Source organism: Pseudoalteromonas sp. NJ631 (assembly GCF_000276645.1).
GTDB lineage: Bacteria > Pseudomonadota > Gammaproteobacteria > Enterobacterales > Alteromonadaceae > Pseudoalteromonas > Pseudoalteromonas piscicida.
On sequence record NZ_AKXJ01000001.1, the window covers coordinates 783,893 to 799,868 of the forward strand.

Sequence of the window (15,976 nt, forward strand, 5' to 3'; positions counted from 1 at the left end):
TTTTTCAGGTTAGCTCTTTTTTAAATATTCATAGGCAGACTGAATGTCTTGGCTTTTGCGCTTTGCCACTTCCATCATATGCTTAGGTAATCCCTGAGACACCAATTTGTCAGGGTGATGCTGCGACATCAGTTTGCGGTATGCTTTTTTGATTTCACGTTCATTCGCCCCTTCACTCAATCCCAGTACAGCCAACGCTTTAGCACGGTTTAAGCCGTTATCTTGTGATGTTGGTTGACGGCCGCCCTGTTGCTGGTGTTGATGTTGCGATCTCCCCGACGCCTGAGAGCGACGAAACTCAAATTCTGCTTGATAGCGCTTAAGCAAGAACAAAAAGTGGGTTTCTGCGAAGCCTAAATACTTACTCACCTGTTTAAGTAAGGCCTTCTCCGCATCAGACACATGCCCATCACAAAATGCCATTTGAATTTGAATCTCTAAAAACAGCTGCCTCAAGTCATAGCGTCTAGCAAAGGCTTCTTTAAAATCGGTAACTGCTTCTTTTATCGAAAAATCGCTGCTTTTGCCCGCTGTAAACGCATGTTGTGCTTCTTTTCGCTCTTCACCCTGCAAGCCCATTTCGCTCATAAACGCAGACGCGGCTTGAATGTGGATTTCGCTGACTCGACCATTAGACTTGGCAATATGTCCCATCACAGAAAAACAGCTGGAAAAGAACAAGGCTTGGCGCTCATGCAGATCTTCACCTTTCATGAAACCTTGAAAGCCACCGACTTTATCAAAATCCTGACGCAAACTTTTATCAAATAAGTGGCCGAGATAAAAACCTAAAATAGCGCCTAACCAACGACCAAATAAAAAGCCGAAAATTGTGCCTAATAATTTACCCCACATCGCTATACCCTAACTTGTCATTGATCATTTTTAGTCGCTCTGGCGTACCGATGTCGTCCCATGCACCCAAATACAGTTCAGTAGAAACTTTATGCTGCTCAAGCCCACTACGCAGCAACGGCCCTAGTTTTATAAAGCCAGCCCCAAGCTCGGCAAAAAAACTGTGGTGATATTTACCAATACCGGACAAGGTATACTTTTGCTGATTGAGCGGCTGATGGGCAAGGCAAAAATCGCCTTCAGGATTATGTTCGGGATTTTCTACCAACACAATGTGCGCTTCGCAATGACCCTCAGCTATGCAGCCGAGCTGTAACTGCATTAAGCTGCTGACATCATAGTCCGTAAAAATATCGCCATTGAGTACAATAAAGCTGTCATCCTGTTCACATAACATCGGCAGTGCTTGAATGATGCCACCTGCGGTTTCTAATCCACCTTCAGGTTCATCACTGTACTCAATATTGACACCGAAGTGACTACCATTGCCGAAATAGTCTTTTATCACCTGACCTTGCCATGCAAGATTTATCACGATATCGCAGATCCCAGCCGCTTTTAAGCGCTCGATATGATGCTCAAGTAGTGGTTTTCCTGCGACGTTAAGCATAGGTTTTGGTTGGTTCGCGGTCAGTGGCATCATGCGTTTACCACGACCAGCAGATAAAATTATCGCTTTCATTGTTACTTCTATTTTTTGCCTAATTTGGCCTGCGCTTGAGGCATTATGTCATTCTCCAGCCAGCTTGCAAGCCACTGAAATTCTTTATACTTATTCGCTACTTCAACGAGGTAGCGTAACGTTGGCAAAATATTTTCTAAGTACCCGCCTTTGCCGTCTCGCTGCAATAGGCGAGTAAAAATCCCGGCAGCTTTAAGGTGCCTTTGCATCCCTGTTAAGTCAAAGTAATGTTGATAGGTGCTAAAATCCATACCGTCTAATAAGTTAGCTGCTTTTAAACAGTCAAAGCTATATTGCTGAAGCTCAGTAAACTCACGAGCATCAAGGCGAGTATAACAATCCCGCAATAGAGAAACCGCATCATAAGTGACAGGTCCTTGTACCGCATCCTGATAATCAATGAGATACCACTGAGACTGATGACATATCAGGTTGCGGCTATGAAAATCTCGATGCATCGTAACCTGCGGCTGGCGAGTCATCGCATCGACGAGTTTCAACTTCACATTATGCCACTGCACTTGTTGATATTCGGTGGGTGTTAAACCAAGCCATTTTGTTACAAGCCACTCGTAAAAAATATGAAGTTCCATACCAACGAACTCAGCATCATAGGGCTTCATCCATTCACTCTTTGGTGCTTTGGCGATTTCTGGAATAAGCGCGATCAGCGCACGATAATCCTCTAGCCGAGAAGGCAATGCCAACCTATCGGCCAAATGCTCAGAGCCTAAATCTTGTAACAGTAACAGCCCTTGCTCTTCATTATTAGCAAGGATTTGTGGCACATTGAGGCCTTGCTCTGCAAACACCGTATTTAAACCAATAAAAGGGGCATTATCGAGTTTATCGACTGGTGTTTCCATTAAGATCCACGACATCGTTTGTCGTTTAACGCGATAATAACGCCGGAAGCTGGCATCCGAGGTGATAGCCTCACACGTAAAATCGTCGCTATGTATTGCCTGCTGTATAAACTCGACGCGCTGGTTTTGACTATTCATGGATTTACTATTACACCTTCTACTTGTAAATATTTAAATGCTACTGTATTTCCGACAGTTTTCATTTATCATGATGAGCTTATTATTAAATGCTCAGCTAATAGGTTATTAAATGCGCAAAATTTGGGGCTTGGCTGTATTATCCGCGATTCATTCTACAGCTTTTGCTAATACGAACATTGTCGCCGCACAATGTAAAGACTATATGCAGCCAGAAAACTGGAAGCCGTTAGCCTCGCTGCCCAAACATGCCATTGATATCGTTGCCGATGACTTAGAACTACAAGGTACTGATAGTGCTGAGTTTTCGGGTAATGTGGTGATTAACACTGAAACCATGAGCTTAGAAGCTAGACGTGCGCTAATCGATAAAAAAGAAGGCCTGCTCAGCGCTTCTGGACCACTACTCTATCGTGACCAATTTACCAAAGTTCACAGTAATGGGCTATTCGCGGATTTAAATGCTAACACCGTGAGCTTGCTTGGTGCTGAATATGAATTAACGGACCAGCAGGGCCGCGGTGGTGCTGAGAAGTTGCATGCCTCTGGCAGCAAAATTTCACTCGACAACTCCAGCTTTACCACGTGTCCTGCTGATGACCCATTTTGGAGTATCGAGGCAAGCAGCATTGTACTTTCTCGAGAAGACGGTTGGGGTGAGACCTATAATACGGTGTTCAAAATTATGGACACGCCAATTATCTATTTACCCTATTTTACGTTTCCAATCGATGATAGACGAAAATCAGGCCTGCTGACGCCGACAATTTCCAGCTCAAATAAGTTTGGTTTGGAGCTGATCACCCCTTATTATCTCAACCTAGCCCCCAACTTCGACGCGACCTTAACGCCAAGATACATGGCTAATAAAGGATTTCAGCTTATTACCGAGTTCAGATATTTAACTGAACAACATCAAGGTAAAATTGGCGTAGAATATCTCAGTAAGGATGATTCAGAGCCACAGCTAGACGATCGCTATTTAGTACATTGGCAACAAAAAAGTTATTTAAGTGATAAATGGCGCGCATTTGTTGATGTCACAAATGTCAGTGACGATAACTACCTCACTGACTTAACATCCGAATACGCCAACGAAACCGACACTCAATTGTACCGTACTGGCAGCTTGAGTTATCTAGGCGACGACTGGCTGGTTGACTTAAAATTGCAAGATTTTGAAGTGTTGGGTGATCACAGAGAATCCTATACGGCACTACCGCAAATTAGCTTCCGTACACGTGACAGTTATGAACTTGTTGGCCTTGATTGGGACTTTGAGGGTGAGTTTGCCTATTTTCAAAATGATGCTTTACCAATCTCAGAGGCGTCGCGATTACACCTAGAACCTCGCGTGTCTTTTTCACGCAGCGACTACGCTTGGTCATTTACCTCCGAGGCACGCCTACTTCACACACGCTATGAACAAAATATAGATGTGCCTGATACAGAGTATGAAGAGTCTGTCACACGTACATTGCCTAGTTTACGGGTACATGGACAACTGAATTTTGAACGCAGTACCGAGTTCTTTTTTGAACAAGGTACACAAACGCTTGAGCCACAAATTCAGTACCTTTACACACCACACAGAGAGCAAAGCCAAATTGGCTGGTACGATACGGCTAAGTTACAAGATGACTTTATTGGTCTGTTTAGAGCACGCCGTTACTCAGGTTATGACCGTATTGCTGAAGCCAACCAATTCACCGTGGGTGCAACCACGCGTGTATTCGATAGCAGTAATGTCGAACGCTTTAACTTCAGTGCAGGTCAGATCATTTATCTTGAGTCATCTGTAAAGCCTTCTGAACAGCTATTTACTGATGATACCAACTATAATGCACTATTTGCCGCTGAATCCATGTTACATTGGCATAAGCGCTGGTACCTCTCAGGTGGGGTGCAATATGATGTGGATAGCAAAGAGTTAGTGCAGTCTCACTTTACTTTGGACTATAAAGGAGACGACAAGCAGTTAGTGCAATTGAACCATCGTTATGTTAATGATGTCTCAGACTATGAAATTGACCAAGTCGGTCTCTTTACAAGTTTACCAATTGACGATAACTGGCAATTTGTAGCAAGCTATCACCGAGATATGACGGCAAATAGAAGTGTTGAATCCTTTGTAGGTGTTCAATATCAGTCTTGTTGTTGGGCTATTCAGGTGACTGCGAATCGTCAAATTGAAACAAACTTAAACCAAACACTTACAAATGATGAAGCAGTGTTTGATTCTGGCTTCAGCCTGAAATTTGTCCTTACAGGGCTTGGAAGCCAAAGCAGTGGTGATGCGAGTAAACTCCTTCAACAGGGTATTTTTGGTTACCGTAGACCGTATTTTTTGAATAAATAGAATTTAGAAAGCCGTATGAATTTAAAAAAGTTGTTATTAGTGGCCTCATTAAGTGCAGGCCTGTTTACTCAAGCACATGCTGAGCGTGTAAAGCTAGATACTGTTGTTGCCACGGTTAATGATGGTGTAATTTTACAAAGCGAAGTCGATCAAATAATAAATCGTGTTAAAGAACAGGCTGAGCAGCAAGGCACAGAACTTCCTAGTGATAAAACACTACGCTTACAAGCCATCGATAAACTCATTGAGCAATCTTTAATGTTGCAGCTGGGTGATCGCATGGGTATGCAAATTTCTGATGCTCAATTAGACCAGACCATTGCAAATATTGCCCAAGATCAAGGCGGTACTATCGCTGACTTACGTCGTTCAGTTGAAGCGAGTGGCGAAAGCTTTCAGGCATATCGAGAAGAGATCCGAAAAGAAATAACCACAAGCCAAGTGCGCCGTGCCAGTGTTGACCGCCGTATTTATATTAGCCCTCAAGAGGTGACTAACCTGCAAAAGATCTTGAGTGAGCAAACGGGTAACTCGGAAGAGTATGATATTGGCCATATCTTGATTAAGATCCCAAATAAAGCAACTCCAGAAGAAATTGAAGATGCTCGTGAGCGCGCTGATAACGTGATTAAGTTTTTGAACGAAGGTAAAGAGTTCAAGCGCATCGCAATTGCCTCTTCAAGCGGCTCAAAAGCGCTAGATGGTGGTCAATTAGGCTGGATGGGCATTAACGAAATGCCAACCTTGTTCGCTGAGGCCATTAAAGGTGCGAAAAAAGACGACATCGTTGGTCCACTGCGCTCAGGCGCGGGTTTCCACATTCTAAAAGTACAAGATATTCGTGGTCGTGAAGTTGTTGAAACTGTTGAGGTGCGTTCACGTCATATCTTAATCAAACCGTCTATTATCCTAAGTGAAGAAAAAGCACGCTCAATGCTAACAGGTTTTGTAAAAGACTTACGCGCAGGTACCGCTGACTTTGCTGCGCTAGCTAAAGAATATTCTGAAGATCCGGGCTCTGCACTTAAAGGCGGTGAGTACGATTGGACAGATCCAACTACATACGTACCAGCGTTTAGAGACACTCTGTTGTCGCTAGAAAAAGATCAGATCAGTGAACCATTTAGAAGTACATTTGGCTGGCACATTGTACAACTGCTAGATAAACGCGTGGCCGATAAAACAGAACAAGCCAAGTTAAATCGCGCACACCGTCTGCTGTTTAACCGTAAATTTAAAGAAGAAAGCTTTAAATGGATTAAAGAAATGCGTGACCAAGCGCATATTGAAATTATCGAAGCGGAATAACGGCTATGACACTCAGAATCGCAATTACACCGGGTGAGCCTGCAGGTATTGGCCCAGATCTTGTTATCAAACTGGCTCAGCATGCATGGCCTGCTCAGTTAGTTGCGGTGGCTGATAAAAGTATTCTAGAAAAACGCGCCAAAGAACTTGGTGAACAAATCAAGTTACTGCCTTTTGACAGTGATGCTGCGCCTGAAGCGGCACCTGCTGGTGCCATTTACTACCTTCAAGTAGACAAAGGTGCTGAAGTGGTCGCTGGTCAATTAGATGAAGCTAATGGCCATTATGTGCTCGAAACCTTGCGCATTGCCTCTGAAAAGAATATGGATGGGACATTCGCAGCGGTAGTCACGGGTCCTGTTCATAAAGGCATTATTAACCAAGCTGGGATCTCGTTTAGCGGCCATACTGAGTACTTTGCACAGCAGTCTGATACCGCCGATGTCGTTATGCTACTCGCTACCGAAGGGCTGCGTGTAGCGCTAGTTACTACGCATATCCCACTGGCGTATGTATCAAAGGCGATTACGCCTGAGCGTCTCAGCAAAGTCATTCATATTTTACATCACGACCTACAAACCAAGTTCGGTATTGAACAACCCAGAGTATTAGTTTGTGGATTAAATCCGCATGCTGGAGAAAGTGGTCACCTTGGTCGTGAAGAAATAGAAACCATTGAACCAACACTGGAAATGCTGAATAAACAAGGCATGAACTTGGTTGGACCGCTGCCAGCTGACACCCTTTTCCAAGCTAAATATTTAGATAATGCTGATGCTGTGCTCGCAATGTATCACGATCAGGGCTTACCTGTGTTAAAATATAAAGGTTTTGGAAACTCAGTAAACATCACCCTAGGATTACCCTTTGTTCGCACATCGGTTGATCACGGTACAGCGCTTGATTTAGCCGGCTCTGGTGATGTTGAAGTGGGTAGTTTTGAATTAGCGATCCGCGAAGCAATTAAGCTCGCAACCAAAAAAGCACAGAATGCATGACAGATAAAGTACATCTCGGACACAGAGCGCGTAAACGCTTTGGTCAAAACTTCTTAAATGACAACAATATTATCGACAAGATAGTAACCGCTATCGATCCTAAACCAGAAGATAATCTGGTTGAAATTGGTCCTGGTTTAGGTGCTATCACTGAGCCTGTTTGTGATTTAAGTGGTCACCTAACCGTTGTAGAACTCGATAAAGATCTTGCCGAGCGCTTGATCCATCATCCATTCTTGGGACCTAAATTAACGGTTCACCAAGGTGACGCGATGAAGTTTGACTTCTCTTCTTTAATCAAAGAAGGGGAAAAGCTGAAGATCTTTGGTAACTTACCTTACAACGTATCAACCCCTTTGCTATTTCACTTATTTGAATTTGCCGACCAGGTCGAGCACATGCACTTTATGCTGCAAAAAGAAGTGGTTAACCGTATGGTTGCAGGCCCTGGCAGTAAAGCCTTTGGTCGCTTAAGCGTAATGACGCAGTACTATTGTCACGCTATTCCCGTGATTGAAGTACCACCACATTGCTTTAAACCGGCACCAAAAGTTGACTCGGCAGTGGTTCGATTGATCCCAAAAGATCCGTCACAACGTACAGCCAAAAGCACTAAACTTTTGAATACTGTTTGCTTAGAAGCGTTCAACCAACGTCGTAAGACACTAAGAAATAGCTTATCGAACCTGTTAACCGAAGAGCAGTTGCGAAACTTGGGTATCGACCCTACGCTTCGCGCTGAAAACCTGTCGCTTAACCAGTTTATTGAAATTGCAAATTGGATATATGACAACTCAAACTAATATTGGCTCACCGATCAAAGTATCGGTAGAGACCTTTTACGTTGAAGCGCAATCACAGCCTGAAAAGGACAAATATGTGTTTGCCTACACCATTACCATCAAAAACCATAGCTTATGTAACGCTAAGCTACATAGTCGTTATTGGCTCATTACCGATGCTAATGGCAAAGAGACCGAAGTAGAAGGTGATGGTGTTGTCGGTGAGCAGCCCACTATTCGTCCTGGCGAGAGCTATCAGTACACCAGCGGCGCGGTGCTCGATACCCCAGTTGGTACAATGGAAGGGTATTATTTAATGCGTAATGAGTTTGGCACCGAGTTTAAAGCGCCAATCAATGTATTTAGACTCTCCTGTCCAAATATTTTGCATTGATACCGTTTTTATTTTGCGGAAGCGGGTTTACCCCGCGTTCCTCATACGTGCTAGACATCAGAATAAAAACATTGAGTTATAAAAAACCACAGGTAATAAATGGCAAAATACGCAATTGGAGACCTGCAAGGCTGCTTCACTCCACTCATCGGGCTACTCGATCAAGTCAACTTTAACCCAAGCCAAGACCATTTATACTTTGTCGGTGACATCATCGCCAGAGGCCCAGATTCGCTTGCTTGCTTAGAGTTCCTCTATCAACACGCAGGCTCTATTAGCATTACACTCGGCAATCACGATCTCCACTTTTTAGCCTGTCTTGCTTTGGGAGTCGCTCCAAACCCAAAAGATAAATTAGACGCGGTTTTTGCCAGCCCTAAACGCCAGAAATATGCAGATTTATTACGTGCACAGCCACTGGCTATTTGGCTTGAAACACAGCAGACTTTTATTTCTCATGCTGGTATTCATCCAAGCTGGAATATTACGCAAGCGCTAGAATATGCACGCTTTGCCGAAACCATCTATCAATCGACAAAAGCTCCTGAGTTTTACGCCAATATGTACGGTGCTCACCCAGGACTTGAGCTCAACACGCTCAGTGATCAAGATAAGTTTAAAGCCATTGTTAACGTCTTCACTCGAATGCGCTTTCTAAAACAAAGTGGCGAACTGGATCTTAAGAACAAGTCTGGCCTAAAAGATGCGGCAGGTCTCACTCCGTGGTTTGAGCTCAGCCAAACACCAACCGACACAACCCTACTTTTTGGCCACTGGGCTGCTTTGGAAGGCGAAACCAACAAGAAAAATATTATTGCCTTAGACACTGGCTGCGTGTGGGGAGGTCCTATGACGATGATAAATATCGACAGTGGCGAAAAGTACCAGCACAATTAGGCTATTTAACTTTCCTAAGTCGAATCTAGGGTAATCACCCACTTTAACTTTTATTAAACTAGGCTACACTCGAAGAAAACGTGAAGCTTATACTTTTTATCCGTTGAGCTGCTATTTTTTGTAATCCGACCTTTTTTACTGAAATTTTTTGTCACATCTGCTATAAAATACTTAACTTATCCGCAATAAATCCGATAAGTATCCGTATTGCTTTGTAAATTTTGTAGGACAGCTATGAATTTGACTGTTAGCCAACGTATTTGGGGTGGTTTTATTACCATCACCTTGTTGCTTCTTCTTATCGGGGGCAATTCTTTATTTAGAATTGCGAACATTGACAACTCAACTCAACAGGTTAATAACCTCTCTTTACCAGCACTCTCTAAAAGCTCTGCTCTACAAGTAGAGTTCACTTTAATGAGCAAAATGGCTCAGGGAAGTTTTTATGCACGTTCGGAGACTGAACTAGCGACGCTAAAACAGCAATTTGCAGAGCGCCAGAAGATCTTTGACAAAACCTATTCAGAGCTGCAGCAGGTCGTTGCCGCTAATAATAAATTGTCCTCAAGCAGTCGTGATGTTGGCAAAAGTTATGATGCGTTCGTAAAAGCCATGAACAGCTTGGTAAACGAGAAAACAACTGAGCTTTCGTTACGGGACAAATTAAAAGAGCAGTTATCAACTATTGATGTTGCCGCAGAAGATGCGACGATGGTGACGGTTGATATCATTGATTTGGATGGCTTAGAAGATGCTGACAAACGCGCTTTTCAAGCTGCAAATAACTTAGAAAATAACTTTTCTTCTGTTGTGACTAGCGCCAACGATATTGTTACTGTTGAAGACATCAATACATTGGAAATTGTAAGTAGAGATCAAAGCTATCTCGTTGAAGAGCTAGGTCGTAATATTGATTTAATGCGTGGCCCCGTTAGCGCGCTTGATAGCAGTTTGTTTGCTGATCTCGAAGGCTATTACACTAATTTAAAAGGTGCAGTTACCGGCAGCAACAGCATCGCGGAAAATCAAAAACGCTTGATCAACGCATTAGCTGAAACGCGTAAGGAATTATCCGACGCCGAGAAAACCACAAAAGCCGCTCTGTCTCAGCTAGATGACTTACTCTCCGAAGCAAGCCAAGTCGCCTTTAACTTACAACAAGGTGTACGTGCCGATGTAGGCACAGCAAACCTATGGACTTGGATTGGAATGATAGTAGCAACGCTAATGGCAGTCGGCGTAGCTTACATTACCGTTAGCCGAATCACAAAACCACTATCGGAAGTAAACCGAGTTTTAAACATTGTCGCCAGTGGTGATATGACACAGCGCTTAGATGACACGGCAAAAGATGAATTTGGTGAATTATCTAGAAGCTGTAACACCCTAATCTCTAGCTTACGTGAACTTATCACTGGCATTATTTCTCGTTCGACACAGCTTGCTGCAGCGTCCGAAGAAACATCGACTATCACTACAGAATCCAGCCAAGCAATTAAGAATCAGCAGGCACAAGTAGAGCAAGCAGCTACCGCTACAACTGAGATGAGTAGCACCTCTCACGGTGTTAGTAACAGCGCGCATCAAGCATTACAAGAAATTAAAAATGCTGATAAAGAAGCGGAGCGTGTTAAAGGTATTTCACATGAGAACAAACACACTATTGAGCAACTCGCAAGGGAAGTGGATGAAGCCTCTCGCGTGATTAACAAACTGCACCAAGACAGCGCGTCGATAGGCAGTATTTTGGATGTTATCCGTGGCATTGCTGAGCAAACTAACCTCCTTGCACTAAACGCTGCAATCGAAGCCGCGCGTGCTGGTGAACAGGGTCGTGGCTTCGCGGTAGTGGCAGACGAAGTGCGCTCGCTTGCAAGTAAGACTCAAGAGTCAACTCAAGAAATTCAAGCAATGATTGAATCCTTACAAGCCGGTGCCGAAGAAGCGGTAGGCGCGATGTCGAAAGGCAAACAGCAGGCGGAGTCGTGCGTAACTCAGAGCGACCTTGCTAACGAAGCGCTAAACTCTATCACTGCAGCTGTTTCTCAGGCTCATGATGTGAGTGAAGAGATTGCAAACGCGGCGAATGAGCAACAGCAGGTGGCACAGGAAATTAGTGAACGTTTAGAATCGATTGTAACAATCGCAGAGCAGACGGCTGAAGGCGCAAGCCAAACTTCAATCTCTAGTTCTGAGGTTGCTAAACTCGCCGAAGAGTTACGCTTATCGGTAGAACAGTTTAAGGTTTAGCTATCTAACCTGAGCTTTGAGCAGGAAACAGTCTCAAAGCTCTAGGTGGTTTAGCAAAACCGCTAAGCATAAAAAAACCCATGCATGGCATGGGTTTTTTGTTTCTTTTCTTTGATTATGCAAACAATGCGTTTGCCTTCTCAACGATGTTTTCTACCGTAAAGCCAAATAGCTTGAATAGCTCATCAGCAGGCGCTGACTCACCAAACGTTGTCATACCAACGATAGCACCATTTAGGCCTACATATTTGTACCAGAAGTCCTCAATACCCGCTTCGATAGCGACGCGACGCGTTACTGAGCTTGGTAGTACGCTTTCTTTGTATGCTGGAGATTGCGCATCAAAAATGTCCGTTGAAGGCATAGACACAACACGTACCTTTTTACCTTCTGCACGAAGCTTATCCGCAGACTCCACCGCAAGTTGCACTTCAGAACCGGTTGCAATAAGGATGATTTCAGGCTCACCATCACAAGATAGTACATAACCACCTTGCTTAATCGCTGCAACTTGCTCAGCGGTACGTGGCTGCTGCGCAAGACCTTGACGGGTAAATACCAGTGCAGATGGGCCATCAGCGCGTTCAACCGCTTGCTGCCAAGCAACTGCTGACTCAACTTGGTCACATGGACGCCAGCTCGCTAGGTTTGGCGTAGTCCGTAAGTTCGCCATTTGTTCTACTGGCTGGTGTGTTGGACCATCTTCACCAAGACCGATTGAATCATGGGTATACACAAAGATGCTTCTTTGCTTCATCAATGCAGCCATACGTACGGCATTACGCGCATATTCCATAAACATCAGGAATGTCGCACCGTAAGGGATAAAGCCTCTGTGCAGTGCAATACCGTTCATGATGGCAGACATACCAAATTCACGCACACCGTAGAAAATATAGTTACCCGCAGCATCTTCTGCCGTTAAGCCTTTAGATTGATCCCAAAGTGTTAAGTTAGAACCCGCAAGGTCAGCAGAGCCACCCATAAACTCAGGTAGAATTGGACCAAAAGCATTCAATGCATTTTGTGATGCTTTACGAGTTGCAGGGTTTGCAGGATTCGCTTGAAGCTCTGCGATATACGCTTCTGTTTTCTCTGACCAGTCTGCTGGAAGCTCGCCTTTCATGCGACGCTCAAATTCAGCAGCAAGCTCAGGGTAATGCATTTGGTATTCAGTGAACTTAATCAACCAGTCACTCTGTTGATTTTGACCACGCGCTGTTGCGTCCCATTTTGCGTACACATCTTCTGGTACTTCAAATGCGCCGTGTTCCCAACCAAGGAATTCACGTGCTGCTTTGATTTCATCATCACCTAGCGGTGCACCGTGACAATCATGGCTACCTGATTTGTTTGGTGAACCATAACCGATAACCGTTTTACAACAAATAAGAGTTGGCTTACCAGACTCTGCTTGCGCCGCTTCGATAGCGGCTTTAATCGCATCGCTATCGTGGCCATCAACACCGGCGATAACATGCCAACCATAAGACTCAAAGCGTTTAGGTGTATCGTCGCTAAACCAACCTTCAACTTCACCGTCGATTGAAATACCGTTGTCATCCCAAAACGCAATCAGTTTGCCAAGACCAAGAGTACCCGCTAGTGAACAAGCTTCGTGTGAGATACCTTCCATCAAACAACCATCACCTAAGAATGCATAGGTATAGTGATTAACGATGTCGTAATCTTCACGGTTAAACTGTGCAGCCAATGCTTTTTCAGCAATCGCCATACCTACCGCATTAGTAATACCCTGACCTAATGGGCCAGTGGTAGTTTCAATACCTGGTGCGTAACCATATTCTGGGTGGCCTGGTGTTTTTGAGTGTAGCTGACGGAAGTTTTTGATGTCATCAATTGATAAGTCATAACCCGACAAATGTAACAATGAATAAATTAACATCGAGCCGTGACCGTTTGATAATACGAAGCGATCTCTGTCGAACCACTCAGGATTACTTGGGTTGTGCTTTAAAAAATCGCGCCAAAGTACTTCTGCGATGTCCGCCATGCCCATAGGGGCTCCTGGGTGGCCAGACTTGGCCTTTTGTACAGCGTCCATGGAAAGAACGCGAATTGCATTAGCAAGTTCTTTGCGAGATGGCATGAATTCTCCTACCTTTAAATGTGTTTCGCGGGGGTTTGAGCCCATTCTTACTTATTTATATGGCTAACTGCAACGGCAAAGGCCATAAAAAAACGGGTACAGACGGACTTTTTCCGACCATTAAAAAAGTTTGCACAATTTTGGACGTCTAGGCGTAAAATAACTAGTCAATGCCTAGGTTTTTTGGTTAGAATACGCCCCTTAATTTTTCGCGCTGTCCCTGATGTTTGTGAAGCGCAATATTTGTGAGCATAAATACAATGGCTAAACATTTATTTACTTCTGAATCTGTTTCTGAGGGCCATCCAGATAAAATTGCCGATCAGATCTCTGATGCGGTTCTAGATGCCATCCTTGAGCAAGATCCAAAAGCACGTGTTGCGTGTGAAACTTACGTTAAAACCGGTATGGTTATGGTTGGTGGTGAAATCACAACTAGCGCTTGGGTTGATATCGAGGAATTAACTCGTAAGACCGTGCGTGAAATTGGTTACACACACTCTGACATGGGCTTTGACGCTGATTCATGTGCAATCCTTAACACCATTGGTAAGCAATCACCTGATATCAACCAAGGTGTTGATCGTTCTCGTCCAGAAGAACAAGGTGCTGGTGACCAAGGTCTAATGTTTGGTTACGCGTGTAACGAAACTGACGTACTTATGCCTGCGCCTATCACTTACTCACACCGTCTAGTTCAGCGACAAGCGCAAGTTCGTAAAGACGGTACGCTACCTTGGTTACGTCCAGACGCTAAGTCTCAGGTAACATTCGCGTACGAAAACGGTAAAGCAGTAGGTATCGACGCAGTCGTATTATCTACGCAGCACTGTGATTCTGTATCACAAGCTGACCTTGTAGAAGCTGTGATGGAAACTATCATTAAGCCTACATTACCTGCAGAGCTTATCACTGAAGCAACTAAGTTCTTCATCAACCCAACTGGCCGTTTCGTTATCGGTGGTCCTATGGGTGACTGTGGTCTAACTGGTCGTAAAATCATCGTAGATACATACGGCGGTATGGCTCGTCACGGTGGTGGTGCGTTCTCTGGTAAAGATCCATCAAAAGTTGACCGTTCTGCGGCTTACGCAGCACGTTACGTTGCAAAGAACATTGTTGCAGCTGGCCTTGCTGACAAGTGTGAGATCCAAGTGTCTTACGCAATCGGTGTTGCTGAGCCAACTTCTATCAGCGTAGAAACTTTCGGTACAGCTAAGCTTGATGAGTCGCGTTTAATCGAACTTATCCGCGCGCACTTCGACTTACGTCCTTACGGTCTAATCACTATGCTAGACCTTGAGCGTCCAATTTATCAGCCTACTGCTGCTTACGGCCACTTTGGTCGTGAAGAGTTCCCTTGGGAAGCAACTGATAAAGCTGACGCACTACGTGCAGCTGCAGGCCTATAATCCCCTGCGGCAAAAAGTAAAAAAGGCGCCAAATGCGCCTTTTTTAATGCCCGTAAATAATCCCCTACCCAATAAATACTTCGTCGACATCATCTTTTAAGTTTTGATACTCATCTTCATGTAGATTTAGCTCAATCATCACCTTATCTTTAAATAGGTACCAATCCGCTGCGCTTCTAAAGTGTTTTGCTTCGAAACAGAGGTTTTCAGCCAGTTTAAGTGCCGCAAAGGTTTGCACATGTTGTGCATTTTTTTGCTCTTCAAGATAGCTAACGTCATGGTGGCGTAAAATCATCTGGCATATTTCTTTGGGTAAGTGCCAAGACGTCGCAAGGAAGTAGCCTATCACAGTGTGAGGCACTGGATACTTTTGCTGCTCATAGTAAATCAGTGTTTGCTCAGGCCGCTCTATAGACTGTTTTATTACCTCAGCGTAGTCAGGATATTTTACGGCCATTGCAGGGATCCCGGCATCGTGAAACAGACCCAGCAGCTGCAAATTCTCCATCGGTAATGATGCCTTTAAATGATGTCCAACCACCATTGCTGCTTTTGAAATATCCGCAGCGTTATCCCAAAACTGCTGCAGTGAAATACAGCACTTTGACTGCTCAAACGCATTTTTAAGCAAATACCCTGTCACTAGCTGCGTAATACAGGTAACGCCCAAAAACATCACTGCTTGTTTTATATCTGTGATCGTACGGGCAAGACCATAAGCCGGTGAATTAATTACCTTTAATACCGCAGCTGATGCACCAACATCTGCCGCAATAATATCCGCCACGGTAAATAACTCAGGCTCCGGTTGTGATAATTCATTTTGTAAGGCTTGTAATATTTCAGGCTTAGCAGGTAAGTTAAATCCGCCGCGCAAATCATTCAGCACTTTATCGTCTATATCGATCATTGGGCTACCTCAGAA

At 44.2% G+C, this 15,976-nt stretch carries 13 protein-coding genes; 8 read left to right on the plus strand and 5 right to left on the minus strand.

Translation table 11 applies throughout. From position 1 onward, the window contains the following. Positions 1–9 precede the first annotated feature (9 nt). From djlA to A587_RS0103715, 3 genes are read right to left on the minus strand one after another with little or no spacing between them, the layout of a single operon-like run. Positions 10–855: a co-chaperone DjlA gene (djlA, locus tag A587_RS0103705; RefSeq protein ID WP_010374731.1), complete on the minus strand. Its 846-nt coding sequence runs from the start codon at positions 853–855 to the stop codon at positions 10–12. Further along, positions 845–1,537 carry an N-acetylmuramate alpha-1-phosphate uridylyltransferase MurU gene (gene murU, locus A587_RS0103710; protein WP_017216472.1) on the minus strand — a complete coding sequence of 231 codons (693 nt, stop codon included), beginning with the start codon at positions 1,535–1,537 and terminating at the stop codon, positions 845–847. Before murU ends, djlA begins: the two co-directional genes overlap by 11 nt. Before the next feature lie 8 nt (positions 1,538–1,545). Next, positions 1,546–2,541 carry an aminoglycoside phosphotransferase family protein gene (locus A587_RS0103715; RefSeq protein WP_017216473.1) on the minus strand — a complete coding sequence of 332 codons (996 nt, stop codon included), beginning with the start codon at positions 2,539–2,541 and terminating at the stop codon, positions 1,546–1,548. 112 nt (positions 2,542–2,653) lie between these two features. Here A587_RS0103715 and lptD point away from each other — a divergent pair, with 112 nt between their 5' ends. The 7 genes from lptD (at position 2,654) to A587_RS0103750 (ending at position 11,529) form a co-directional block, all read left to right on the plus strand. Beyond that, on the plus strand, positions 2,654–4,900 hold the full coding sequence (gene lptD, locus A587_RS0103720) for an LPS assembly protein LptD (RefSeq protein ID WP_017216474.1): 2,247 nt from the start codon (positions 2,654–2,656) through the stop codon (positions 4,898–4,900). A 15-nt stretch (positions 4,901–4,915) separates the two neighbouring features. Then, on the plus strand, positions 4,916–6,208 hold the full coding sequence (gene surA / locus A587_RS0103725) for a peptidylprolyl isomerase SurA (RefSeq protein ID WP_017216475.1): 1,293 nt from the start codon (positions 4,916–4,918) through the stop codon (positions 6,206–6,208). 5 nt (positions 6,209–6,213) lie between these two features. Then, entirely contained in the window at positions 6,214–7,206 is a 993-nt protein-coding gene (pdxA, locus tag A587_RS0103730) for a 4-hydroxythreonine-4-phosphate dehydrogenase PdxA (protein ID WP_010374725.1), read from the plus strand. Continuing rightward, positions 7,203–8,009 carry a 16S rRNA (adenine(1518)-N(6)/adenine(1519)-N(6))-dimethyltransferase RsmA gene (rsmA, locus tag A587_RS0103735; RefSeq protein ID WP_010606006.1) on the plus strand — a complete coding sequence of 269 codons (807 nt, stop codon included), beginning with the start codon at positions 7,203–7,205 and terminating at the stop codon, positions 8,007–8,009. Before pdxA ends, rsmA begins: the two co-directional genes overlap by 4 nt. Continuing rightward, positions 7,993–8,382, plus strand: coding sequence for a Co2+/Mg2+ efflux protein ApaG (gene apaG / locus A587_RS0103740; protein WP_010374721.1), 390 nt, complete (start codon positions 7,993–7,995; stop codon positions 8,380–8,382). The genes rsmA and apaG overlap by 17 nt, the downstream gene beginning before the upstream one ends. Positions 8,383–8,481: 99 nt before the next feature. After that, a complete protein-coding gene (locus tag A587_RS0103745; protein WP_017216476.1) occupies positions 8,482–9,279 on the plus strand; it encodes a symmetrical bis(5'-nucleosyl)-tetraphosphatase in 798 nt (265 codons plus the stop codon). Positions 9,280–9,513: 234 nt separating this feature from the next. Beyond that, entirely contained in the window at positions 9,514–11,529 is a 2,016-nt protein-coding gene (locus A587_RS0103750) for a methyl-accepting chemotaxis protein (RefSeq protein ID WP_017216477.1), read from the plus strand. 115 nt (positions 11,530–11,644) lie between these two features. Here A587_RS0103750 and tkt read toward each other — a convergent pair whose 3' ends face one another. Further along, positions 11,645–13,639, minus strand: coding sequence for a transketolase (gene tkt, locus A587_RS0103755; RefSeq protein WP_017216478.1), 1,995 nt, complete (start codon positions 13,637–13,639; stop codon positions 11,645–11,647). A 260-nt stretch (positions 13,640–13,899) separates the two neighbouring features. On the opposite strand from tkt, the gene metK reads away from it, so the two are divergent. Next, a complete protein-coding gene (gene metK / locus A587_RS0103760; RefSeq protein WP_010374713.1) occupies positions 13,900–15,051 on the plus strand; it encodes a methionine adenosyltransferase in 1,152 nt (383 codons plus the stop codon). Between the two features lie 64 nt (positions 15,052–15,115). Here metK and A587_RS0103765 read toward each other — a convergent pair whose 3' ends face one another. Then, complete coding sequence (locus tag A587_RS0103765; protein WP_010374711.1) at positions 15,116–15,961, minus strand: HDOD domain-containing protein; 846 nt, start codon at positions 15,959–15,961, stop codon at positions 15,116–15,118. Between the last annotated feature and the right edge of the window lie 15 nt (positions 15,962–15,976).